Origin of the sequence: Pseudomonas sp. 478 (assembly GCF_003254125.1) — a bacterium.
Taxonomy (GTDB): Bacteria; Pseudomonadota; Gammaproteobacteria; order Pseudomonadales; family Pseudomonadaceae; genus Aquipseudomonas.
This window is the reverse complement of sequence record NZ_QKZG01000001.1, coordinates 106859-131613: the sequence shown is the minus strand read 5'-3', so window position 1 is coordinate 131613 and position 24755 is coordinate 106859. Positions and strand designations below refer to the sequence as shown.

Sequence of the window (24755 nt, the reverse complement as noted above, 5' to 3'; positions counted from 1 at the left end):
CTCCCGCTGCGGCTTACCAGGTTTGGGTGGCCTTGAACTTCTCGATACCGGCTTTCATGCCAGCGTCGATTTCGTCATTGAAGTCACCCTTCACGTTGATCTTCGCCATCAAATCGGCGTGATCGCGGTTGAAGAAAGCAATCAGCGCTTGTTCGAAGCTGCCGATCTTGGCGATTTCAACGTCAGTCAGGAACCCACGCTCAGCGGCATACAGCGACAGCGCCATGTCAGCGATCGACATTGGTGCGTATTGCTTCTGCTTCATCAGCTCGGTAACGCGCTGACCATGCTCAAGTTGCTTACGGGTCGCTTCGTCCAGGTCAGAAGCGAACTGGGCGAATGCCGCCAGTTCACGGTACTGAGCCAGAGCGGTACGGATACCACCGGAGAGCTTCTTGATGATCTTGGTCTGAGCGGCACCACCCACACGGGATACCGAAACACCGGCGTTCACAGCAGGACGGATCCCGGAGTTGAACATGGCCGATTCCAGGAAGATCTGACCGTCGGTGATGGAAATCACGTTGGTCGGAACGAACGCGGAAACGTCGCCAGCCTGGGTTTCGATGATCGGCAGTGCGGTCAGGGAACCGGTTTTGCCGGTCACTGCGCCGTTGGTGAACTTCTCTACGTACTCTTCCGAAACGCGGGATGCGCGCTCCAGCAGACGGGAGTGGAGATAGAACACGTCGCCTGGGTAAGCTTCACGGCCTGGTGGACGGCGCAGCAGCAGGGAAATCTGGCGGTAAGCCACTGCTTGCTTGGACAGATCGTCATAAACGATCAGCGCGTCTTCACCGCGGTCGCGGAAGAATTCACCCATGGTGCAACCGGAGTACGGTGCCAGGAACTGCAGTGCTGCAGATTCCGAAGCGCTCGCAGCCACGACGATGGTGTTAGCCAGTGCGCCGTTTTCTTCCAGTTTGCGAACCACGTTAGCGATGGTCGATTGTTTCTGACCGATCGCTACGTAGACGCAGAAAATGCCGCTGTTTTTCTGGTTGATGATCGCGTCGATCGCCAGAGCGGTTTTACCGATCTGACGGTCACCGATGATCAGCTCACGCTGGCCACGGCCGACAGGGATCATGGCATCGACAGCCTTGTAGCCAGTCTGTACAGGCTGGTCTACCGACTTACGCCAGATCACGCCTGGAGCAACTTTCTCGACCGCATCGGTCTCGGTGTTGTTCAGCGGACCTTTGCCGTCAACTGGGTTACCCAGTGCGTCGACTACGCGACCCAGCAGTTCCTTACCAACCGGAACTTCGAGGATGCGGCCAGTGCACTTGGCGCTCATGCCTTCAGCCAGAGACTGGTAGGAGCCCAATACAACGGCACCTACGGAGTCTTGCTCCAGGTTGAGAGCCATACCGAAGACGCCGCCCGGAAACTCGATCATCTCGCCGTACATGACGTCGGCCAGACCGTGAATCCGCACGATACCGTCAGATACGCTGACGACAGTGCCTTCGTTACGGGCTTGGGAGGTCACATCGAGCTTGTCGATGCGGCCCTTGATAATTTCACTTATTTCGGAAGGATTGAGTTGCTGCATTGCTCTGCTGCCCCTTCAAACTCAAGATTTCAATGCTTCGGCAAGGTTCGCGAGTTTGCCGCGAATCGAGCCATCGATTACCAGGTCGCCAGCGCGGATGATGACACCACCAATAAGGGTGGCATCCTCCGCAGCGTGCAGTCGCACTTCCCGGCCGAGCCGTGCACTGAGAACCTTGGCGAGTTTGTCTTGCTGTTCTTGGTTCAATGCAAAAGCACTGGTTACGTCCACGTCTACCGATTTCTCTTGTTCGGCCTTGTACAGGTCAAACAGAGCGGCGATCTCCGGCAAAAGCGGGAGACGGTCGTTTTCGGCAACGACGTGAATGAAATTCTGTGCCTTGGCATCGAACTTGTCGCCACACACGTCAATAAACGTGGTGGCCTTGTTTGCGCTCGTCAGTCGCGGGGCCTTGAGCACGCGCTGCATGGTGTCGTCTTGCGACACTGCTGCAGCCAGGCCGAGCATGGCTGACCAAGAGGCCAGTTGCTGGTGGGCCTGGGCGTGCTCGAAGGCTGCCTTAGCGTAAGGTCGGGCCAACGTGGTCAATTCTGCCATGATCGCCCTCGCTTAAATTTCAGCAGCCAGTTTGTTTACCAGCTCCGCGTGCGCGTTTTGATCGATTGTGGCACCCAGGATCTTCTCGGCGCCGCCAACGGCCAGAGCACCCAATTGGGCACGCAGCGCGTCTTTGACACTGTTCAGTTCCTGCTCGATCTCGGCCTGAGCCTGAACCTTCACACGGTCAGCGTCGATACGGGCTTTTTCAACAGCCTCTTCGACGATCTGGTTACCGCGTTTCTTGGCTTGCTCAATGATTTCAGCTGCCTGAGCTTTTGCTTCGCGCAGTTGATGACCCGCTTTCTCTTGGGCCAACTCCAGGTCGCGAGCTGCTCGGCTGGCAGCATCCAGTCCATCCGCGATCTTCTTCTGACGTTCGTGCAAAGCCGCGATGACCGGAGGCCACACGAACTTCATGCAAAACAGTACAAAAATGAAGAACGCAACGGACTGGCCAATCAGGGTTGCATTAATGTTCACGCCAACACCTCGCTCGTTCGTTGCACATCACACCAATTACTCGAAGGTTCGAGTAATTAGCCAGCGAGTTGACCAACGAATGGGTTCGCGAAGGTGAAGAACAGAGCGATACCAACACCGATCATGGTTACGGCGTCGAGCAGACCGGCAACGATGAACATTTTGACTTGCAGCATTGGAACCATCTCTGGCTGACGCGCTGCGCCTTCCAGGAACTTGCCGCCCAACAGGCCGAAACCAATTGCGGTACCCAGTGCGCCCAGGCCGATCAACAGTGCAACAGCGATAGCGGTTAGACCAACTACAGTTTCCATCTTTCCTCCCGACTTTTACGTCGTATGGTTTAGGTTTTTTAGATTTTAAAGCGGTAAAACAAATCGTTTCATAGCCCTGTTCGGGCACCCACTCGTTTGACCGAGTGGGACATCAGACTAGTCGAGACTGGTCTTAATGGTTCTCTTCGTGCGCCATCGACAAGTAAACGATGGTCAGCATCATGAAGATAAACGCCTGCAGGGTGATGATCAGGATGTGGAACACAGCCCACGCCCACTGCAGAACTATGCCCAGGCCGCTAAGCCAGAGCAGACCACTGCCGAACATCACAGCAATCAGAATGAAGACCAGTTCGCCGGCGTACATGTTGCCGAACAGACGCAGTGCCAGGGAGATTGGCTTGGCAACCAGCGTCACGAACTCCAGCAGGAAGTTCACCGGGATCAGCAGGGCTTGAACGAAGATGTTCTTGCTGCCGAAAGGGTGCAGGGTCAGTTCGCCGATGAAGCCGCCGATGCCCTTGACCTTGATGCTGTAGAAAATGATCAACGCGAATACCGACAGGGCCATGCCCAGGGTCGCGTTCGGGTCAGTGGTCGACACCGCACGGAACGGAATGTGATGGTCGCCAGTGATCAGGATGGCCAGCTGAGGAATCCAGTCGACCGGGATCAGGTCGACGGCGTTCATCAGGAAGACCCAGACGAAGATGGTCAGTGCCAACGGTGCAATCACCGGGCTACGGCCATGGAAGCTGTCTTTCACGCTGCCATCGACGAATTCGACCAATACTTCAACGAAGTTCTGCAAAGCACCAGGCTGACCGGAAGTCGCCTTCTTTGCCGCCATGCGGAAAAGAAGAACAAAGATCAGACCCAACGCGACCGACCAGCCGAGAGTATCGACGTGGAAAGCCCAGAAGCCCATTTCTTTGGCTTCTGCTGCGGTGTGGGCAAAACCCCACCCGCCAGTTGGGTGCTGACCGAAGGTCAGGTTCTGCAAGTGGTGCTGGATATAGCCCGAAGCGGTTGTCTCTGCCATGGTTGCCTCAAACGCCCTAAGGTCTCGAAAGTCTTGTTTTCATCAGCAGGGGCGCGAACCAGCTGACCAGTTGGGTCAACACGAAGACGCCGAATACAGCTAGCGGCGCCAATGGCTTCACACCTGCAAACGTCAATGCAAAGAGCACTGCCGTCAAAATTAGTTTGCCCGCCTCGCCGGCATAAAAAGACCGGACAATGGCTTGAGCTGCTCGGGCGCCGGAAAACCGAAATGCCCTGTGAGCGAAATAAACATTGGGTAGCAAGGCTATCAGGCCTCCGCAGAGTCCTGAGTACCCGGCTACGACTCCATGCCAGTACCAAAGCGCCAAAGCGGCCAGTACCAAAACGACAAATTGAGCCAGTAGGACCGGAAAAACTGCCAGGCGATGGAACGGCAAGCGGTTTGGCGTGCGGCTCTCCATCGTTTTTGCTCCCCAATGATCGGCTGCCAGAATTCAATAACTTGGCATAATTTGTGCCGACAAAATGCGCGCAGAGTATAGGGGCGGTTCTGCCCCTATTCAACTGTCAGGTAGTGATTTCCGACTGCACGCTACATGAGGAAATGTTTCAGCGAATGTGCGCAAGTACACCTTGAAGCTCATCGAGGGAGTTGTAACCGATCACCAACTGCCCCTTCCCCTTTTTCCCGTGGCGAATCTGCACCGCAGAGCCTAGGCGCTCAGCCAGACGCTGTTCGAGTCGAGCGATATCCGGGTCCGGCTTTACCGGTTCAGCAGGTTCCTGTTTACCACTCAACCACTGGCGAACCAGTGCTTCAGTCTGGCGTACAGTCAGCCCCCGTGCGACAACGTGTCGCGCCCCTTCAACCTGTTGGTTTTCCGGTAAACCGAGCAAAGCACGGGCATGACCCATTTCCAGGTCGCCGTGGGACAGCATGGTTTTGATGACTTCCGGCAACGCGATCAAGCGTAGCAGGTTGGCCACGGTCACGCGGGATTTGCCCACGGCTTCGGCCACTTGTTGCTGCGTCAGCTGGAATTCCTGCTGCAAACGCTGCAACGCAACCGCTTCTTCGATCGGGTTGAGGTCTTCGCGCTGGATGTTCTCGATCAGCGCCATGGCGATCGCGGTTTCATCCGGCACATCGCGAACCATTGCCGGGATGGTTTCCTGGCCCGCTTGCTGGCTGGCGCGCCAGCGGCGTTCACCGGCGATGATTTCGAAGCGACCGCTGCCAATCGGGCGAACCACGATCGGCTGCATCACGCCCTGAGCCTTGATCGACTGCGCCAGCTCTTCCAGCGCCTGGGGATCCATATCCCGGCGCGGCTGGTACTTGCCGCGCTGGATCAGGTCCAGGGGCAGGTGCTGCAGCTCACGCTGATCAGCCTGCACCGCTTGTTCTTCCAGCGAGCTGACAGTCGGACCACTCAGCAGTGCATCCAGTCCACGTCCGAGACCTCGTTTCTTGACGGCCATGGGGATTCCTTAAGTTGCCTGAGCAGCGGCAGTGCGTGAGTTTTTGCGTTGACGACGAACCATCTCGCCCGCCAATGCCAGGTAGGCAATGGCGCCCCGCGATGATTTGTCGTAAGCCAGCGCCGGCATGCCATAGCTTGGTGCTTCAGCCAGGCGGATGTTGCGCGGAATCACCGTGTCGTAGAGCTGCTCGCCGAAGTGTTCCTTGAGCTGCGCCGAAACATCGTTCATCAGGCTCAGGCGCGGGTCATACATGGTCCGCAACAGGCCTTCGACTTTCAGGTTCGGGTTCAGCAACTCAGCGATGCGCTTGATGTTATCCACAAGGTCGCTCAAACCTTCGAGCGCGAAGTACTCGCACTGCATGGGGATAATCACCCCATCAGCGGCGACCAAAGCGTTCAGCGTAAGCATCGACAACGACGGCGGACAGTCGATCAAAATGTAATCGTAGTTTTCACGGATCGGCGCTAGCGCGCTGCGCAGGCGGCTTTCCTTCATCTGCATTTCCAGCAGAACCACTTCGGCCGCGGTCAGGTCGCGGTTGGCCGGCAGCAGTTGGTAACCACCGTGCTCGGAGTAGTGCATGGCCTGGGCCAGATCGCATTCGCCGATCAGCAGGTCGTAGACCGAGTTCTCCAAGCCGTGTTTATCCACACCGCTACCCATGGTGGCGTTGCCCTGTGGATCGAGATCGATCAACAGCACCCGACGCTTGGTAGCGACCAGGGAAGCTGCGAGGTTGATACAGGTGGTGGTCTTGCCCACACCACCCTTTTGGTTCGCTATCGCGAATACCTTAGCCATTCTTGCTTGTGTTCCCAATCATGCCGTGCGGCGCAGTATCAGCAGATGGCGTTGGCCTTGGCAACCGGGTACGGCCAGGGCGTGTTCGCTATCGAGGTGGAAGTCTGCCGGCAATGCTACCAGCTCATCGGCGGGATGAACGCCCTTCATTGCCAGCCAACGTGTTTCGGAGTCGCCGAGGTGGCGAGTCCAATTGCTGAAGTTTTCCATGCTGCTGAACGCCCGGGAAATGATCCCGTTGAATGGCTGAGCAGGTTGAAAAGCTTCGACGCGACTGTGGATAACTTGCAGGTTATCCAGTTTGAGTTCGAGTTTGACCTGAGTCAGGAAGCGGGTTTTCTTGCCGTTGCTGTCCAGGCAAGTCACCTGGGAATCTGGAAACAGAATGGCCAGCGGAATACCCGGCATGCCACCACCGCTGCCAACGTCCAGCCAGCGGCCGTTTTCGACGAACGACATCACGCTCAAACTATCGAGCAAGTGACGGGAAACCATTTCATCCGGATCGCGTACGGCGGTCAGGTTGTAAGCCTTGTTCCATTTGATCAACAGGGCCAGATAACCCAGCAGCTGAGCATGCTGGGTTTCTGTCAGCGTGACACCGAGCTGGCGAGCACCTGTGGATAACTCTTCTGCGTGTTGCGAGGTGACCAACGAACTCAAGCGCTTTGCTCCAACTGACGGCCCGCGCCGCGTTTTTTCAAATGAATCATCAACAGCGAAATCGCTGCCGGCGTCACACCCGGGATACGCGACGCCTGGCCCAAAGTCTCTGGACGGGTCGCCCCGAGCTTGCTCTGGATCTCTTTGGAGAGACCGGAAATATTCGTGTAATCGATATCCACAGGCAGTTTTGTGTCTTCGCTGGCCCGCAGCCGTGCGATTTCATCCTGCTGGCGATCGATGTAACCGGCGTATTTGGTCTTGATTTCGACCTGCTCGGCGACTTGTGGATCTTCTGCGCCGCCACCGGTCACGGCGATCAGGCCAGCGTAGTCGATTTCCGGACGGCTCAGCAGGTTGAGCAAGTTGTATTCGTGGGTCAGCGGCGTGCCGAATTTCTCGGAAATTGCATCACCTTGCTCGGTGCCCGGGCGCACCCAGGTACTTTTCAGGCGTTGCTCTTCCAGCGTGATGCTTTCGCGTTTGGTGCAGAACGCAGCCCAACGCGCGTCATCCACCAGACCCAGTTCGCGACCTTTTTCGGTCAAGCGCAGGTCGGCGTTGTCTTCACGCAGGATCAGGCGGTATTCGGCGCGGGAGGTGAACATCCGATACGGTTCCTGGGTACCCAGGGTAATCAGGTCGTCGACCAACACGCCGATGTACGCCTCGTCGCGACGCGGGCACCAGGCATCTTTGCCCTGAGCACGCAGTGCGGCGTTGGCACCGGCCAGCAAACCCTGGGCGCCGGCTTCTTCGTAACCGGTGGTGCCGTTGATTTGCCCGGCGAAGAACAGACCGCCGATGACTTTGGTTTCCAGGTTGTACTTCAGGTCACGCGGGTCGAAGTAGTCGTATTCGATGGCATAACCCGGACGAACGATGTGCGCGTTTTCCATGCCGCGGATCGATTGCACGATCTGCAGTTGCACGTCGAACGGCAAGGATGTGGATATCCCGTTCGGGTACAGCTCGTTGGTCGTCAGGCCTTCCGGTTCGATGAAGACCTGATGGCTGTCTTTGTCGGCAAAGCGATGGATCTTGTCTTCGATCGACGGGCAGTACCGCGGACCGATGCCTTCGATCAACCCGGCATCGGAATACATCGGCGACCGATCCAGGTTGGCGGCAATGATTTCGTGGGTGCGGGCGTTGGTGTGGGTAATCCAGCAACTGACCTGTTTCGGATGCTGCTCTTTGGAACCCATGAACGACATCACCGGGATCGGTGTATCGCCGGCTTGCTCGGTCATCACCGAGAAATCCACAGAACGACCGTCGATACGCGGCGGTGTACCGGTTTTCAGGCGACCGACGCGCAATGGCAATTCACGCAAACGGTGAGCCAGGGCGATCGACGGTGGATCACCGGCACGGCCACCGGAAAAATTCTGCATTCCGATGTGGATAAGTCCACCGAGGAAGGTGCCAGTGGTCAACACCACGGAGTCCGCGAAGAAACGCAGGCCCATTTGGGTGACAACACCGCGCACTTGTTCTTGCTCGACGATCAGGTCGTCGGCAGCCTGTTGAAATATCCACAGGTTCGGCTGGTTTTCGAGGATTTCGCGGACAGCGGCCTTGTACAGAACCCGATCAGCCTGAGCGCGGGTTGCCCGCACGGCCGGGCCTTTGCGGCTGTTCAATACGCGAAATTGAATACCACCTTTATCGGTCGCCATGGCCATCGCGCCGCCGAGGGCATCGATTTCCTTGACCAGATGGCTTTTGCCGATCCCACCGATAGCGGGGTTGCAACTCATGGCACCGAGGGTTTCCACGTTATGCGTCAGCAACAGGGTTTTTGCACCCATGCGTGCTGAGGCCAGTGCTGCCTCGGTACCGGCATGACCGCCGCCGATGACGATCACTTCAAAACGGGAAGGGAAATCCACCACGCACCTCGTGCCTGCTTCAGTTAGGTAATCAGGAATAGTTTGAGCTCAGGTTTTTGGACCTGGTCGGCAAGTATAGGGACTTCGCCCTTCCTAAAGAACCCTTTGCACAAAATTTAACCAGCTGTGGAGAAGTCGCGGTTATAGAAATTAAAAAGAGAGAAATTTATTAAATCTTTGTTTTTATGTTTATTTCTACTGAGCCACCTTTCTGTGGATAAAACGCTACAAGCCTTTATATTTAATATGTACAGAGATTCAAAACCCTGTGGTCATGTGCCAAGGAGGCCCTTGGATAACCGGTTTAAGCCTGTGGATGAAAGGGGTGCTTATCCACAGGGGCGGTTATCTTCAGTTTTGAGGCCCTGTTATCAACTGCCCTTAGTGGCAGTTATTCACAGGGCTTAATCCACAGAAAACGGCTGAATAAGCAAATCCCGGACACGGAAAATCCGCTCAAGCAGAAAGAATCGGCTCAGCACTGGAAGAGAATTGAAGAAAAGGAGGGAACAGACAGGCACGAATGGCCTGTCTGTGGACAACGGGGAGGATTATTTACCGATACAGAAGCTGGAAAAGATCCGTCCCAGCAGGTCATCGGAGCTGAATGCACCGGTGATTTCACCCAAAGCGTGCTGAGCCTGGCGCAAATCCTCGGCCAACAGTTCACCGGCACCCGCCAGGGTCAGCTGCTCACGGCCGTGCTCAAGGGAAGCACTGGCGTGACGCAACGCTTCAAGGTGACGCCTGCGAGCACTGAAGCTGCTTTCCGAGGTCTGTTCGTAGCCCATGCAGGCCTTGAGGTGATCGCGCAGCAATTCCAGCCCTTCACCTGCAGACTTGGCGCTCAGGCTGATGGTGACGTGGCCATCCTCGCTGATTTCCAGGGCTATGGCTTCGCCCGTGAGGTCTGCCTTGTTACGGATTAGCGTGACTTTCGCCGGATCAGGGCGGATTTCCAGAAATTCAGGCCATAACGCGAACGGATCAAGTGCCTCAGGAGCCGTAGCATCAACTACCAACAACACACGATCAGCCTCGCCAATCGCTTTCAGCGCTCGTTCGACGCCGATTTTTTCCACCTGGTCGTCGGTATCTCGCAGACCTGCGGTGTCGACCACGTGCAGCGGCATGCCATCGATGTGGATATGTTCACGAAGAATGTCCCGGGTAGTTCCGGCAATCTCGGTGACGATAGCGGCTTCACGACCGGCCAATGCATTCAACAGGCTGGATTTACCGGCATTCGGCCGGCCGGCGATCACCACGGTCATCCCGTCACGCAGCAAGGCACCCTGCCCGGCTTCTCGGAGTACGGTGGATAACTCGTCACGTACTTTGTCGAGCATGCTCAGTACGTGGCCATCGGCGAGGAAGTCGATTTCTTCTTCCGGGAAGTCGATCGCCGCTTCGACATAGATGCGCAGGCCAATCAGTTGCTCGGTGAGGTTATGCACACGCTCGGAGAATGCGCCTTGCAAGGAACGCAGGGCATTTCGTGCAGCCTGTGCAGAACTCGCTTCGATCAAGTCGGCGATGGCTTCGGCCTGAGCCAGGTCGAGTTTGTCATTGAGGAACGCGCGCTCGCTGAATTCACCCGGTCGGGCCAACCGACAGCCCAGTTCCAGGCAACGCTTGAGCAGCATATCCAGAACTATCGGACCGCCATGGCCCTGGAGTTCCAGCACATCTTCACCGGTGAATGAGTTCGGGCCGGGAAAATACAAGGCGATGCCTTGATCCAGCACCTCATCGTTTTCACTGAGGAACGGGCCGTAGTGGGCAAATCTTGGCTTGAGTTCACGACCGCTGAAGGCCTTGGCCGCAACACTCGCCAGCGGCCCGGAAATACGGACGATGCCCACACCGCCGCGACCTTGAGCGGTGGCGACGGCGGCGATGGTTTCACGAGGAACGCTCATAAACCGTTATCCAGACAAAAGTGACAGATAGCAAAACGCCCCACTAGGGGGCGTTTTGAGTGGTTATCCACAGTGTAAATCAGGCAGCTGCTTTGGTAGCTGCTTCGATCTTACGCGTGATGTACCACTGTTGGGCGATCGACAGGCAGTTGTTCACTACCCAGTACAGGACCAGACCAGCCGGGAACCACAGGAAGAAGAAGGTGAAGATGATTGGCATCAGCTTCATTACCTTGGCCTGCATCGGATCCGGAGGAGTCGGGTTCAACTGCTGCTGGATGAACATGGTTGCACCCATGATGATCGGCAGAATGAAGAACGGGTCCTTGATCGACAGGTCAGTAATCCACAGCATGAACGGCGCTTGGCGCATTTCAACGCTTTCCAGCAGAACCCAGTACAGCGAAAGGAAAACCGGCATCTGCACGAGGATTGGCAAGCAACCACCCAGCGGATTGATCTTTTCTTTCTTGTACAGCTCCATCATGGATTGCGACATTTTCTGCCGGTCGTCGCCATGTTGCTCTTTCAGCGCGGCCAGTTTCGGTGCCACTGCACGCATGCGCGCCATGGATTTGTAGCTGGCAGCCGACAGCGGGAAGAAAATCCCTTTGATCAGCATGGTCAGGAAGATGATCGACCAGCCCCAGTTACCGACCAGCGCGTGGATGTGTTGCAGCAGCCAGAAGATTGGCTGGGCAATGAACCACAGAATGCCGTAGTCGACGGTCAGTTCCAGACCTGGGGACAACTCTTTCAGCACAGCCTGGCTTTTCGGACCGGCATACAGAACGGCACTGGTCTCGGCTTTTGCACCTGGCGCGACAGAGATTGCCGGGGCGGTGTAGCCGATGATGTAGTTGCCTTTGCTGTCTTTACGGGTCTGGACGAGGTTGTTCTCGCCTTTCGCCGGAATCCACGCGGTCACGAAGTAGTGTTGCAACCATGCAACCCAACCACCGTTAACGTTTTCTTTCAGCTGTGCCTTGTCCATGTCCTTCATGGACACTTTCTTGTACGGCTCGTTACTTGTCCACAGGGCGGCGCCCAGGTAAGTCGCGGTGCCGGTGGCAGTGCTGGAAGAAGGATCGGAGCTGGCGTCACGCTTCAATTGCGCGAACATTGCACCGGACCAGGGTTTGGCACTCTGGTTATCGATCAGGTAGGAAACGGTTACGTCATACAGGCCACGTTTCAGGGTGAAACGCTTGATGTAGTTGACGCCGTCCTTGCTGAACTTCAGGTCTGCGACCAATTGGTCCTGACCGTCAGCCAGCTGGTAAATCTTCTTCTCCGAGGAGTAAACCGGACGACCGGCAGGACTTGCGTCCGGACCGTCGGTGCCGATCAAACCACTTTGAGCCAGATAAGTCCGCTCGTTGCCGTTATCGAACAACTGGAATGGAATTTCCGGATGGTCCTGGCGACGTGGATACAGCGGCAGAGTCAACTGCGCAACATCACCACCTTGTGGATCGATTGCCAGGTTGAGCACATCCGTTTTGATCTGGATGAGGTCTTTGCTTGCAGCTACTGGTGTTTCAGCAGGTGCAGTTGCACTGGTATCGCTTGCGGCGCGTGGAATGTCGTCACTGACAGAAGCATTATTGCCAGTCGCCGTATCCGGTAGGCCCGGTGCGGTAGTACTGGAAGCAACATTCTGAGTCGGCAGGGCAGCCTGGCCATAGTCCTGGTTCCATTTAAGAACCATAACGTAGGACACGATTGCCAGGGCGACGATCAGGATCGTGCGTTTGATATCCATGATTACTCGGCCATCGAAGAAGAACGGGAGGTAGGGATAGATGGAACCGGGTCATAACCACCGGGATTCCACGGATGACAGCGACCTAAACGACGAAAGGCCAGCCAGCCACCGCGCAGAAGGCCATGATTTTCTATGGCTTCATACGCGTAGCAGGAACAACTGGGGTAGAAACGACAGTGACTGGCCATCAGAGGACTAATGGCATAGCGATAAAACTGGATCGGAACGAGTGCCAGTTTACGCATCGGGACTGTCTACCCCTACAGTTTCGGTTTTGACTGCTGGTACCGGCGTGCTACGTGCCAGACGCTTCCAGAGTTTGCCGAAATGCTGAATCAATTCGGGGTTTTCTACGTCACCCAAACCTTTGCGCGCGACGATAACGATGTCCCAGCCGGCCAGTGAGTCCTGGTTCAGACGGAACGATTCGCGCATCAGACGTTTGAGGCGATTGCGCTCGACGGAGAGCTTTACGCTCTTTTTCCCGATAACCAGCCCGAGACGGGGGTGATCGAGATCGTTGTTGCGCGCAAGGAGCAGGAGATTTTTCCCCGGAACCTTGCCGGTAGGGGAGTCAAAGACTGCCTTGAAATGCCGGGGAGTAAGCAGACGCTTTTCCCGACTGAAGTCCTGACTCACCTCCAGTGCCGGATTATCAAACTGCCAGACGCGCACGACCTTTGGCGCGACGACGCGATAGGACGGCACGACCGTTCTTGGTAGCCATGCGAGCACGGAAACCGTGGGTACGAGCGCGTTTGATAGTGCTTGGTTGGAAAGTACGTTTCATTGTCGTGTTACCTGGTTCGTCCACAACGGGCCGGAATGGCCCCCGTTTTAAGAGACCGGGGATTCTAGAGAAAGCAAGCCTCTAGGTCAATTTCCAACCAGCGTTTCCTTATAAATAGATCTCCAGACGTTTTTCCTGTCCAGCTCCCTGGCTAGATATAGAAATTAAGAAGGAAAGTATTTAAAGCTTTTCTGTAAAGCTTATAAAAGCTAGGGAGGCGATCATCTGTGGATAACTGCTATCAGCCCTTTAAAGTCGTGATGTACAGAGAATGACAACTACGGTGGAAAACGGTGGTAACCCTGTGCTGCACTGTCGGATAAGCTGTGTGCGAAAGAGGTACTTATCCACAGGGTGGTTATCCACCGAGTTTCCCCCCTACTTGTGCAACGACCTTAGACCCGGTTATCCACAGAGCTTATGCACAGACCGCTGGTCGTCTTTTTTTCGTATAAATCACTGATTCTTCATGGGAGGTGCACAACCTTCGTGTGGATAAGTCGGGGCTTGGTCGGCTACAATGGCGGCTTGTTTTTGCCTCACCGGCTTTCAACTTAGGGGATATCCGTGTCAGTGGAACTTTGGCAGCAGTGCGTGGAGCTTTTGCGCGATGAGCTGCCTGCCCAACAATTCAACACTTGGATCCGTCCACTACAGGTCGAAGCCGAAGGCGACGAGTTGCGTGTCTACGCACCGAATCGTTTTGTTCTCGACTGGGTCAACGAAAAGTACCTGGGCCGCGTTCTTGAACTGCTGGATGAGCATGGCAACGGCATTGCGCCGGCGCTGTCCTTATTAATAGGCAGCAAACGCAGTTCGGCACCACGTGCCGCCCCGAATGCTCCGTTGGCCGCCGCTGCTTCACAGGCTCAGGCTGCTCAAGCACCCGTCAGCGCCCCGGCACCAGCCCAGGTAACCGCTCCGACCAAGCGTGCGACGCAAAAAGTTGCCGACATTAATGAAGAGCCATCGCGCGACAGCTTCGACCCGATGGCCGGGGCCAGTTCGCAACAAGCTCCGATTCGCGCCGAACAGCGTACGGTGCAGGTCGAAGGCGCGCTCAAGCACACCAGCTACCTGAACCGCACCTTCACCTTCGAAAACTTCGTCGAGGGCAAGTCCAACCAACTGGCCCGGGCTGCGGCCTGGCAAGTGGCGGACAATCCCAAGCACGGTTACAACCCGCTCTTCCTTTATGGTGGCGTCGGTTTGGGTAAAACCCACTTGATGCACGCTGTGGGTAACCACCTGTTAAAGAAGAATCCGAATGCCAAGGTTGTGTACCTGCATTCCGAGCGGTTCGTGGCCGATATGGTCAAGGCCCTGCAGCTGAACGCTATCAACGAGTTCAAGCGCTTCTACCGTTCGGTGGATGCGTTGCTGATCGATGACATTCAGTTCTTCGCCCGCAAGGAACGTTCCCAGGAAGAGTTTTTCCACACCTTCAACGCCCTGCTTGAAGGTGGCCAGCAGGTCATTCTCACAAGTGACCGCTACCCGAAAGAAATCGAAGGCCTTGAAGAGCGCCTCAAATCCCGCTTCGGCTGGGGCCTGACGGTAGCCGTCGAGCCGCCGGAACTGGAAACCCGCGTGGCGATCCTGATGAAAAAGGCCGATCAGGCCAAAGTCGATCTGCCCCATGACGCGGCGTTCTTCATTGCCCAGCGTATTCGTTCCAACGTCCGTGAGCTGGAAGGCGCGCTCAAACGCGTGATCGCCCACTCGCACTTCATGGGCCGCGATATCACCATCGAGTTGATTCGCGAATCCCTGAAAGATCTGTTGGCACTGCAAGACAAACTGGTCTCTGTGGATAACATTCAGCGCACTGTCGCCGAGTACTACAAGATCAAGATCTCCGACCTGCTGTCCAAGCGTCGTTCACGCTCGGTCGCTCGTCCGCGTCAGGTTGCCATGGCGTTGTCCAAAGAGTTGACTAACCACAGCCTGCCGGAAATCGGCGATGTGTTTGGCGGCCGCGACCACACGACCGTTTTGCACGCCTGCCGCAAGATCAATGAACTTAAGGAATCCGACGCGGACATCCGCGAGGACTATAAGAACCTGCTGCGTACACTGACCACTTGATGAACACCAGCGCAGCTTATTAAGGCAAGGGACTAGACCATGCATTTCACCATTCAACGCGAAGCCCTGTTGAAACCCCTGCAACTGGTCGCAGGCGTCGTCGAGCGCCGACAGACCTTGCCGGTGCTCTCCAACGTGTTGCTGGTTGTCGAAGGCCAGCAATTGTCGCTGACCGGTACCGACCTGGAAGTCGAGCTGGTCGGTCGTGTACAACTCGAAGAGCCTGCTGATCCAGGTTCCATCACTGTGCCTGCGCGCAAGCTGATGGATATCTGCAAAAGCTTGCCCAACGATGCGCTGATCGACATCAAGGTCGACGAGCAGAAGCTCGTGGTGAAGGCCGGCCGTAGCCGCTTCACCCTGTCGACCCTGCCGGCCAATGATTTCCCGACTGTGGAAGAAGGCCCAGGCTCGTTGACGTGCAGCCTTGAGCAAAGCAAATTGCGTCGTCTGATCGAACGCACCAGCTTCGCCATGGCCCAGCAGGACGTGCGCTATTACCTCAACGGTATGCTGCTGGAAGTTTCCGAAGGCATCATCCGCGCCGTGGCCACCGACGGTCACCGTCTGGCCATGTGCTCGATGAAGGCCGATATCGGTCAGCCGGATCGCCACCAGGTCATCGTGCCACGTAAAGGTATCCTTGAACTGGCGCGCCTGCTGACTGAGCCGGACGGCATTGTCAGCATCGTCCTGGGTCAACACCACATCCGCGCCACCACCGGCGAGTTCACCTTCACCTCGAAACTGGTCGACGGCAAATTCCCGGACTACGAACGTGTTCTTCCAAAAGGTGGCGACAAGCTGGTACTCGGCGATCGTCAGGCCCTGCGTGAAGCCTTCAGCCGTACCGCGATTCTGTCCAACGAGAAGTACCGCGGCATCCGTCTGCAACTGGCCAATGGTCAGCTGAAGATCCAGGCGAACAACCCGGAACAGGAAGAAGCGGAAGAAGAAGTGGGCGTCGAGTACAACGGCGGCAATCTGGAAATCGGCTTCAACGTGAGCTATCTGCTCGACGTACTGGGCGTGATGACCACTGAGCAGGTTCGTTTGATCCTGTCCGACTCCAACAGCAGCGCGCTGGTGCAAGAGTCCGACAACGACGACTCGGCCTACGTTGTCATGCCGATGCGTCTGTAATCATGCTCAGCAGAAGCTAGATGTCCTTAAGTCGCGTCTCGGTCACCGCGGTGCGCAATCTGCACCCGGTGACCTTCTCCCCCTCCCCCCGAATCAACATTCTTTACGGCGCCAACGGCAGCGGCAAAACCAGTGTTCTGGAAGCCATTCATCTGCTGGGGCTTGCCCGTTCGTTTCGTAGCACCCGCCTGTTACCGGTCATCCAGTACGAGCAGCTCGCCTGTACGGTGTTTGGTCAGGTGGAGTTGGCCGAGGGTGGGCACAGCGCCTTGGGGATCTCCCGAGACCGTCAAGGAGAGTTCCAGATTCGCATCGATGGGCAGAATGCCCGGAGCGCGGCGCAACTGGCGGAAATCCTGCCATTGCAGTTGATCAACCCTGACAGTTTCCGCTTGCTGGAAGGCGCACCGAAGATTCGCCGGCAGTTTCTCGACTGGGGCGTGTTCCACGTGGAACCACGATTCATGTCCACCTGGCAGCGCTTGCAGAAGGCCCTGCGCCAGAGAAACTCTTGGCTGCGGCATGGTACACTTGACGCCGTTTCGCAAGCGGTTTGGGACAGGGAACTGTGCCAGGCCAGCGCTGAAATTGATGAATACCGCCGCGCTTATATCAAAGCCTTGAAACCAGTCTTTGAACAGACCTTGAGCGAACTGGTTGAGCTCGAGGGCTTAACGCTCAGCTATTACCGAGGTTGGGACAAAGACCGAGAACTGAGTGCAGTGCTCGCCGGGTCCCTTCAGCGGGATCAGCAAATGGGTCATACCCAGGCCGGACCACAGCGTGCTGATTTGCGTCTTAGATTGGGCGCACATAATGCCGCGGACATCTTGTCTCGCGGTCAGCAGAAGTTGGTGGTCTGTGCATTGCGGATTGCCCAAGGGCACTTGGTCAGCCAGGCCCGACGGGGCCAGTGTATTTATCTGGTGGATGACCTGCCGTCCGAACTGGACGAGCACCACCGCCGCGCGCTTTGCCGCTTGCTGGAAGACTTACGCTGCCAGGTGTTTATCACCTGTGTAGATCACGAATTATTGAGGGAAGGCTGGCAGACGGATACGCCAGTCGCTCTGTTCCACGTGGAACAGGGCCGTATCACCCAGACCCACGACCATCGGGAGTGAAGGCATTGAGCGAAGAAAATACGAATACCTACGACTCAACGAGCATTAAAGTGCTGAAAGGCCTGGATGCCGTACGCAAACGTCCCGGTATGTACATTGGTGACACCGACGATGGTAGCGGTCTGCACCACATGGTCTTCGAGGTAGTCGACAACTCCATCGATGAAGCGCTCGCTGGCCACTGCGACGACATCAGCATCATCATCCACCCGGATGAATCCATCACCGTTCGCGACAACGGTCGTGGTATCCCGGTAGACGTGCACAAAGAAGAAGGCGTCTCGGCAGCCGAGGTCATCATGACCGTGCTGCACGCCGGCGGTAAGTTCGACGATAACTCCTACAAAGTATCCGGCGGCCTGCACGGTGTAGGTGTGTCGGTTGTGAACGCCTTGTCCGAAGAGCTGGTCTTGACCGTTCGCCGCAGCGGCAAAATCTGGGAACAGACCTACATTCACGGTGTTCCAAAAGAACCGATGAAAATCGTCGGTGAGAGTGAAACCACCGGCACCCAGATCCACTTCAAACCGTCCGACCTGACGTTCAAGAACATCCACTTCAGCTGGGACATCCTGGCCAAGCGGATTCGTGAACTGTCCTTCCTCAACTCCGGTGTCGGCATCGTCCTCAAGGATGAGCGCAGCGGCAAGGAAGAGCTGTTCAAGTACGAGGGTGGCCTGCGTGCTTTCGTTGAATACCTGAACACCAACAAGACTCCGGTCAACCAGGTGTTCCACTTCAACATCCAACGCGAAGACGGCATTGGCGTGGAAATCGCCTTGCAGTGGAACGACAGCTTCAACGAGAACCTGTTGTGCTTCACCAACAACATTCCACAGCGCGATGGCGGTACTCACCTGGTGGGTTTCCGTTCCGCTCTGACGCGTAACCTGAACACCTACATCGAGGCCGAAGGTCTGGCGAAGAAGCACAAAGTCGCGACCACCGGTGACGATGCCCGTGAAGGCCTGACCGCGATCATCTCGGTAAAAGTGCCGGATCCGAAGTTCAGCTCCCAGACCAAAGACAAGCTGGTTTCTTCCGAAGTGAAGACCGCGGTCGAACAGGAAATGGGCAAGTACTTCTCCGACTTCCTGCTGGAAAACCCGAACGAAGCCAAGCTGGTCGTCGGCAAGATGATCGATGCGGCTCGCGCTCGTGAAGCGGCGCGTAAAGCCCGTGAGATGACACGTCGTAAAGGCGCGCTGGATATCGCCGGCCTGCCGGGCAAACTGGCTGACTGCCAGGAAAAAGACCCTGCCCTTTCCGAACTGTACCTCGTGGAAGGTGACTCTGCTGGCGGCTCCGCCAAGCAGGGACGCAACCGTCGGACCCAAGCCATCCTGCCTCTCAAGGGCAAGATCCTGAACGTCGAGAAGGCGCGCTTCGACAAGATGATCTCTTCGCAAGAAGTGGGCACCTTGATCACCGCGCTGGGCTGTGGCATTGGCCGCGATGAGTACAACATCGCGAAGCTGCGTTACCACAACATCATCATCATGACCGATGCTGACGTCGACGGTTCGCACATCCGTACCCTGCTGCTGACCTTCTTCTTCCGTCAGTTACCGGAGCTGATCGAGCGCGGCTACATCTACATCGCCCAGCCACCGCTGTACAAGGTCAAGAAAGGCAAGCAAGAGCAATACATCAAAGACGACGACGCCATGGAAGAGTACATGACGCAGTCGGCCCTGGAAGATGCGAGCCTGCACCTGAACGAGGAAGCACCGGGTATTTCCGGACCGGCTCTTGAGCGTCTGGTGAATGACTTCCGTCTGGTCATGAAGACGCTCAAGCGTCTGTCGCGCCTGTACCCACAGGAGTTGACCGAGCACTTCATCTACCTGCCTGCCGTCAGCCTGGAGCAACTCTCCGATCACGCAGCGATGCAGGATTGGATGGCCCAGTACGAAGTTCGTCTGCGCACCGTCGAAAAGTCCGGCCTGGTTTACAAAGCCAGCCTGCGTGAAGACCGTGAACGTAACGTCTGGTTGCCTGAGGTCGAACTGATCTCCCATGGCCTGTCGAACTACGTCACCTTCAACCGCGACTTCTTCGGCAGCAACGATTACAAGACTGTTGTTTCTCTGGGCGCTCAACTGAGCACCTTGCTGGACGACGGCGCGTACATCCAGCGTGGCGAGCGCAAGAAGCCGGTCACCGAGTTCAAGGAAGCCCTTGAATGGCTGATGGCCGAAAGCACCAAGCGTCACACCATCCAGCGATACAAAGGTCTGGGTGAGATGAACCCGGATCAGCTGTGGGAAACCACCATGGACCCAAGTCAGCGCCGGATGCTCAAAGTGACCATCGAAGACGCCATTGGCGCGGACCAGATCTTCAACACCCTGATGGGTGATGCGGTCGAGCCTCGTCGTGACTTCATCGAAAGCAACGCCTTGGCGGTTTCCAACCTGGACTTCTGATCCAGCGAACCTGCCAACGAAAAAGGCCAACGCTCAAGCGTTGGCCTTTTTTATTACCTGCAATTCCCTGAGATCACTTCCCTCTTCAGCCTTTTCCGAAACCTGAAATCCAACAAATCGCAGGCATAAAAAAACCGGCTACATCAGCCGGTTTTTTTGCGCCCGAAAAAAACTTATGCACCATTTTCGGCGTTTTATGTGTTTAAGAAATATGTATATAAATCATAAGCTTAAAAACAAAAAACGCTACTTTTCGACAAAACGGTACACAGGTTATCCACAGAATCTCAGACAGCCACCTGATCATTGGCAGAAGGGGCCGCAGGGGCTGCCGGCAGCGAACCCATTTCACGTTGCATCTGCTCGTTCCAGGCCTGGACCCGATCATTCAGCTCGGCAATCGCTCGCGGCCCGCTACCCTCGGCATACATGGGGGCGCCAATGATCACGGTAATGACGCCCTGCTTCTTCGCCCAACCGGTTTTCGGCCAGAACTTGCCAGCATTGTGCGCAATCGGCAGCACGGGAAGTGCGGCGTTGACGGCTAACGCGGTACCACCGCGAGAGAACTTTCCGATGGTGCCGTAAGGAACGCGTGTTCCCTCAGGGAAGATCAGAACCCAGACACCATCCTTCAGCAGTTCATCGCCCTTCTTCGCCACATGCTTGAGCGCCGCTTTCGGGTTGTCGCGGTCGATGGCGATGGGTCGCAGCATAGCCATGGCCCAGCCGAAAAAAGGAACGTAGAGCAGTTCGCGCTTAAGGACCTGGCTCAATGGCTCAAAGTAGGCGGATAGAAAGAACGTCTCCCAGGTGCTTTGGTGGTTCGACTGAATCACGCAGGGCTGGTCGGGCACGTTCTCGGCGCCCTTTACTTCGTAGCTGATGCCCAGAAAGACTTTGCTCAGCCACAACGCGCAGCGGCACCAGTACACGTTGATGAAGCGATAGCGCGCCTTGAACGGCAGAAAAGGCGCGATAAAAAAGCTCAGGCTGCACCAAAGCAAGGAGCTGGTGCCTAGCAACAGATAAAAGAGGAAAGTTCTGATGGCCTGCAGTATCGACATGGCGACGTTTACCGTTGCGGGCTCTGCCCGTCTATATAAAGCGCACTCCCGATCAATCCCTGGTCAGGACAATCGAAGCACTCTAATTGTGGATAAGTTCTGCGGCAATCGCCGCCAGATCGTCAAAAATCAAGGTGCCTACCGGTAGGGTCTTGCCCAAAGTCTTTTCGCCTTTCCCGGTCTTTACCAAAACTGGCTGAGAATCGACGGCTTTGGCAGCCTCCAGGTCACCAAGGGTGTCGCCGACAAACCAAACATTGGTCAGCGATACGTTGTAATGCGCGGCGATGGTTTTCAACATCCCGGGTTTTGGTTTGCGGCAATCGCAGCCATCGTCCGGCCCGTGCGGGCAATAGACGATCAGCCCGACTTCACCGCCCTGCTCCGCCACTCGCTCGCGCAAGCGCTCGTGCATGGCGTCCAGGGTGGCGATGTCGTAATAGCCGCGAGCGATGCCCGACTGGTTGGTAGCGACCGCTACCGTCCAGCCGGCCTTGCTCAACTGCGCGATGGCTTCGATCGAACCCGGGAGCGGGATCCACTCCTCCACCGACTTGATGTAAGCGTCGGAGTCGTAATTGATCACCCCGTCCCGATCGAGAATCAGCAGTTTCAACAGCAGCCCCTCAGCCCAGCAGCGAAATGTCGGCGACGCCGAGGAACAGCCCACGCAGACGCGACAGCAACGCATAACGATTGGCGCGGACCTTGGCATCTTCAGCGTTGACCATCACGGCTTCGAAGAACGCATCCACCGGCTCGCGCAAGGCAGCCAGACGTGCCAGCGATTCGCTGTACTGACGCGCCGCAGCCATCGGCTGGACAGCCTGGTCAGCCTGCTGGATCGCCGAATACAGGGAGAACTCGTTGGCATTGTCGAAGTACTTGGCTTCCACGACCGAAGGAACAGAGCCTTCGACCTTGCTCAGCAAGTTCGAAACGCGCTTGTTCACCGCGGCCAGGGCAGCGGCTTCCGGCAATTTGCGGAACGCTTCTACCGCTTGTACGCGCTGATCGAAGTCCAGCGCCGAACCCGGTTTCAGGGCACGCACCGACAGGTAAGTCCCGACATCCACGCCTTCGTCTTCGTAACGGGCACGCAGACGGTCGAAGACGAACTCCAGCACCGAGTCGTTGAGGCCGGCAACCTTGACCTTGGTACCGAACGCATTCACGGCGAACGCCACGGCATCGTTCAAGTCGAGGTCGAGCTTCTTGTCGATCAGGATGCGCAACACGCCAAGTGCAGCACGGCGCAGGGCATACGGGTCTTTGCTACCGGTTGGCAGCATGCCGATACCGAAAATGCCCACCAGTGTGTCGAGCTTGTCAGCAATGGCCACGGCCGCACCGGTCAGGGTGGTCGGCAGTTCAGCACCGGCACCGCGCGGCATGTATTGCTCGTTCAGCGCCAGAGCGACTTCTTCCGGCTCGCCGTCGTTGAGGGCGTAGTAGTAACCGGCGACACCTTGCATCTCCGGGAACTCACCGACCATCTCGGTCGCCAGATCGCACTTGGACAGCAGGCCTGCACGGGAAGCCCACGCGGCGTTGCCGCCAATGCGTTGGGCGATGAACGCAGCGAGTTTGGAAACGCGCTCGGCCTTGTCGTAGACGCTGCCGAGTTTTTCCTGGAACACCACGTTCTGCAGACGCAGGTTGAAGTCTTCGAGTTTCTGCTTCTTGTCTTGCTTGAAGAAGAACTCGGCGTCGGTCAGGCGTGGGCGAACCACTTTCTCGTTACCGGCGATGATCTGCTGCGGGTCTTTGCTTTCGATGTTGGCCACGGTAATGAAACGTGGCAGCAATTTGCCGTCGGCATCCAGCAGGCAGAAATACTTCTGGTTGTCCTGCATGGTGGTGATCAGGGCTTCTTGCGGCACGTCGAGGAAACGCTCTTCGAACGAGCACACCAGCGGCACCGGCCATTCAACCAGCGCGGCTACTTCGTCGAGCAGCGCTGGCGGCACGATCGCCGTCCCTTCCTGCATCGTCGCCAGCTCGTCGACGCGCTTGCTGATCAGCTCGCGACGCTCATTGGCATCGGCCAGTACGTAAGCGGCACGCAGGTCGCTCAGGTAGTTGGCCGGCGAGGTGATGCGCACGCTTTGCGGGTGATGGAAGCGGTGGCCACGGGAATCGCGACCGGCTTTCTGGGCGAGGATGGTGCAATCGATGACCTGGTCACCGAGCAACATCACCAGCCACTGGGTTGGACGAACGAATTCTTCCTTGCGAGCACCCCAGCGCATGCGCTTGGGAATCGGCAGGTCGTTCAGGGAATCTTCGACGATGGTCGCCAGCAGGCTCGCGGTCGGTTTGCCGGCGATGCTCTGGCTGTAACGCAGTTTCGGGCCGCTTTGATCGATTTCGCTCAGGTCGACGCCACACTTCTTGGCGAAGCCCAATGCCGCTTGAGTCGGGTTGCCTTCGGCATCGAATGCGGCCTGACGTGGCGGGCCGTCGAGGTTGATGCTGCGATCCGGTTGCTGAGTCGCCAGATCGGTGATCAGCACAGCCAGACGACGTGGTGCGGCGTAGACGGTTTTGGTCTCGTAGTTCAGGCCAGCGGCTTGCAGACCCTTGTCGATACCGGCCAGAAACGCGTCGGCCAGGGTGTTCAGGGCTTTGGGTGGCAGCTCTTCGGTGCCCAGTTCAACCAGAAAATCCAGAGCACTCATTGTGCTGCCTCCAGCTTGGCCAGTACTTCGTCACGCAGGTCCGGGGTCGCCATCGGGAAGCCCAGCTTGGCGCGAGCCAACAGGTAAGCTTGCGCAACGGAACGCGCCAGAGTGCGGACACGCAGAATGTATTGCTGACGCGCGGTCACCGAGATTGCCCGGCGAGCATCCAGCAGGTTGAAGGTATGGGAGGCTTTCAACACCATTTCGTAGCTCGGTAACGGCAGCGGCTGGTCGAGTTCGATCAGGCGCTTGGCTTCGCTTTCGTAGAAATCGAACAGTTCGAACAGCTTCTCGACGTTGGCGTGTTCGAAGTTGTAGGTCGACTGCTCCACTTCGTTCTGGTGGAACACGTCGCCGTAGGTCACCTTACCGAACGGACCGTCAGCCCACACCAGGTCGTAGACCGAGTCCACGCCTTGCAGATACATGGCCAGGCGCTCAAGGCCGTAAGTGATCTCGCCGGTCACCGGGTAGCACTCGATGCCGCCCGCTTGCTGGAAGTAAGTGAACTGCGTCACTTCCATGCCGTTGAGCCAGACTTCCCAACCCAGACCCCAGGCGCCCAGTGTTGGCGATTCCCAGTTGTCTTCAACGAAGCGAATGTCGTGGACCAATGGGTCCAGACCGACGTGCTTGAGGGAGCCCAGGTACAGTTCCTGGAAGTTGTCCGGGTTCGGCTTCAAGACTACCTGGAACTGGTAGTAGTGCTGCAGACGGTTCGGGTTTTCGCCGTAGCGGCCGTCAGTCGGGCGACGACTGGGCTGCACATAAGCGGCGTTCCAGGTTTCCGGGCCAATGGCGCGCAGAAACGTGGCAGTGTGGAAAGTCCCGGCGCCTACTTCCATATCGTAGGGCTGAAGTACCACACAACCTTGCTCGGCCCAGTATTGCTGGAGGGCGAGGATCAAGTCTTGGAAGGTACGCACGGCTGGCGTAGGCTGGCTCACGAAATTCACCTGTTTCTTGGGCTGCGATTTAAAGAGCGGGAGTATACCCGATTCGGTCCTGCGCACG

The 24755-nt window shown here is 56.8% G+C and carries 23 protein-coding genes; 4 read left to right on the top strand and 19 right to left on the bottom strand.

Annotation, left to right across the window (positions count from 1 at the left end; translation table 11 throughout):
- Window positions 1-13: 13 nt before the first annotated feature.
- From atpA to rpmH, 15 genes are all read right to left on the bottom strand, one after another.
- Window positions 14-1558, bottom strand: a complete 1545-nt coding sequence (atpA, locus tag DFS28_RS00680) for a F0F1 ATP synthase subunit alpha (RefSeq protein WP_008155713.1) — start codon at window positions 1556-1558, stop codon at window positions 14-16.
- A gap of 21 nt (window positions 1559-1579) precedes the next feature.
- A complete protein-coding gene (locus tag DFS28_RS00675) occupies window positions 1580-2116 on the bottom strand; it encodes a F0F1 ATP synthase subunit delta (protein ID WP_033059683.1) in 537 nt (178 codons plus the stop codon).
- A 12-nt stretch (window positions 2117-2128) separates the two neighbouring features.
- Window positions 2129-2599: a F0F1 ATP synthase subunit B gene (locus DFS28_RS00670; RefSeq protein WP_008155711.1), complete on the bottom strand. Its 471-nt coding sequence runs from the start codon at window positions 2597-2599 to the stop codon at window positions 2129-2131.
- Window positions 2600-2655: 56 nt separating this feature from the next.
- Window positions 2656-2913 (bottom strand): F0F1 ATP synthase subunit C, encoded by a 258-nt coding sequence (gene atpE, locus DFS28_RS00665; protein ID WP_002555987.1) that lies wholly within the window; start codon window positions 2911-2913, stop codon window positions 2656-2658.
- Between the two features lie 133 nt (window positions 2914-3046).
- Complete coding sequence (gene atpB, locus DFS28_RS00660; protein ID WP_090177604.1) at window positions 3047-3916, bottom strand: F0F1 ATP synthase subunit A; 870 nt, start codon at window positions 3914-3916, stop codon at window positions 3047-3049.
- A gap of 16 nt (window positions 3917-3932) precedes the next feature.
- Window positions 3933-4340, bottom strand: coding sequence for a F0F1 ATP synthase subunit I (locus tag DFS28_RS00655; RefSeq protein WP_111448179.1), 408 nt, complete (start codon window positions 4338-4340; stop codon window positions 3933-3935).
- A gap of 148 nt (window positions 4341-4488) precedes the next feature.
- Window positions 4489-5361 carry a ParB/RepB/Spo0J family partition protein gene (locus DFS28_RS00650; RefSeq protein ID WP_008027541.1) on the bottom strand — a complete coding sequence of 291 codons (873 nt, stop codon included), beginning with the start codon at window positions 5359-5361 and terminating at the stop codon, window positions 4489-4491.
- A 9-nt stretch (window positions 5362-5370) separates the two neighbouring features.
- Window positions 5371-6168, bottom strand: coding sequence for a ParA family protein (locus DFS28_RS00645; protein ID WP_008155709.1), 798 nt, complete (start codon window positions 6166-6168; stop codon window positions 5371-5373).
- A gap of 18 nt (window positions 6169-6186) precedes the next feature.
- On the bottom strand, window positions 6187-6831 hold the full coding sequence (rsmG, locus tag DFS28_RS00640; RefSeq protein ID WP_111448178.1) for a 16S rRNA (guanine(527)-N(7))-methyltransferase RsmG: 645 nt from the start codon (window positions 6829-6831) through the stop codon (window positions 6187-6189).
- The gene (gene mnmG, locus DFS28_RS00635) at window positions 6828-8726 is read right to left on the bottom strand and encodes a tRNA uridine-5-carboxymethylaminomethyl(34) synthesis enzyme MnmG (protein ID WP_008155707.1); all 1899 of its coding nucleotides are present in this window, start codon (window positions 8724-8726) and stop codon (window positions 6828-6830) included. Before mnmG ends, rsmG begins: the two co-directional genes overlap by 4 nt.
- A gap of 551 nt (window positions 8727-9277) precedes the next feature.
- Entirely contained in the window at window positions 9278-10648 is a 1371-nt protein-coding gene (mnmE, locus tag DFS28_RS00630; protein WP_111448177.1) for a tRNA uridine-5-carboxymethylaminomethyl(34) synthesis GTPase MnmE, read from the bottom strand.
- A 79-nt stretch (window positions 10649-10727) separates the two neighbouring features.
- Window positions 10728-12413, bottom strand: a complete 1686-nt coding sequence (gene yidC, locus DFS28_RS00625; protein ID WP_111448176.1) for a membrane protein insertase YidC — start codon at window positions 12411-12413, stop codon at window positions 10728-10730.
- A gap of 2 nt (window positions 12414-12415) precedes the next feature.
- Entirely contained in the window at window positions 12416-12661 is a 246-nt protein-coding gene (gene yidD / locus DFS28_RS00620) for a membrane protein insertion efficiency factor YidD (protein WP_074872215.1), read from the bottom strand.
- On the bottom strand, window positions 12654-13055 hold the full coding sequence (rnpA, locus tag DFS28_RS00615) for a ribonuclease P protein component (protein ID WP_031319201.1): 402 nt from the start codon (window positions 13053-13055) through the stop codon (window positions 12654-12656). Before rnpA ends, yidD begins: the two co-directional genes overlap by 8 nt.
- A gap of 16 nt (window positions 13056-13071) precedes the next feature.
- Window positions 13072-13206 carry a 50S ribosomal protein L34 gene (gene rpmH, locus DFS28_RS00610; RefSeq protein WP_003213577.1) on the bottom strand — a complete coding sequence of 45 codons (135 nt, stop codon included), beginning with the start codon at window positions 13204-13206 and terminating at the stop codon, window positions 13072-13074.
- A gap of 567 nt (window positions 13207-13773) precedes the next feature.
- Here rpmH and dnaA point away from each other — a divergent pair.
- Genes dnaA through gyrB form a run of 4 tightly spaced genes read left to right on the top strand, consistent with a single transcriptional unit; the run spans window position 13774 to window position 19990 of the window.
- Window positions 13774-15294 (top strand): chromosomal replication initiator protein DnaA, encoded by a 1521-nt coding sequence (dnaA, locus tag DFS28_RS00605; RefSeq protein WP_111448174.1) that lies wholly within the window; start codon window positions 13774-13776, stop codon window positions 15292-15294.
- A 39-nt stretch (window positions 15295-15333) separates the two neighbouring features.
- Window positions 15334-16437, top strand: a complete 1104-nt coding sequence (gene dnaN, locus DFS28_RS00600) for a DNA polymerase III subunit beta (RefSeq protein ID WP_008155702.1) — start codon at window positions 15334-15336, stop codon at window positions 16435-16437.
- 20 nt (window positions 16438-16457) lie between these two features.
- Complete coding sequence (gene recF, locus DFS28_RS00595) at window positions 16458-17561, top strand: DNA replication/repair protein RecF (RefSeq protein ID WP_008155701.1); 1104 nt, start codon at window positions 16458-16460, stop codon at window positions 17559-17561.
- A 5-nt stretch (window positions 17562-17566) separates the two neighbouring features.
- Window positions 17567-19990, top strand: a complete 2424-nt coding sequence (gene gyrB / locus DFS28_RS00590; protein WP_008155700.1) for a DNA topoisomerase (ATP-hydrolyzing) subunit B — start codon at window positions 17567-17569, stop codon at window positions 19988-19990.
- A gap of 287 nt (window positions 19991-20277) precedes the next feature.
- Here gyrB and DFS28_RS00585 read toward each other — a convergent pair whose 3' ends face one another.
- The 4 genes from DFS28_RS00585 to glyQ form a co-directional block, all read right to left on the bottom strand.
- A complete protein-coding gene (locus DFS28_RS00585; RefSeq protein ID WP_111448173.1) occupies window positions 20278-21057 on the bottom strand; it encodes a 1-acyl-sn-glycerol-3-phosphate acyltransferase in 780 nt (259 codons plus the stop codon).
- An 82-nt stretch (window positions 21058-21139) separates the two neighbouring features.
- On the bottom strand, window positions 21140-21679 hold the full coding sequence (gmhB, locus tag DFS28_RS00580; RefSeq protein WP_165934035.1) for a D-glycero-beta-D-manno-heptose 1,7-bisphosphate 7-phosphatase: 540 nt from the start codon (window positions 21677-21679) through the stop codon (window positions 21140-21142).
- Window positions 21680-21683: 4 nt separating this feature from the next.
- A complete protein-coding gene (glyS, locus tag DFS28_RS00575; protein ID WP_111448171.1) occupies window positions 21684-23738 on the bottom strand; it encodes a glycine--tRNA ligase subunit beta in 2055 nt (684 codons plus the stop codon).
- Window positions 23735-24688, bottom strand: coding sequence for a glycine--tRNA ligase subunit alpha (gene glyQ, locus DFS28_RS00570; RefSeq protein WP_003213601.1), 954 nt, complete (start codon window positions 24686-24688; stop codon window positions 23735-23737). The genes glyS and glyQ overlap by 4 nt, the downstream gene beginning before the upstream one ends.
- Window positions 24689-24755: the final 67 nt, after the last annotated feature.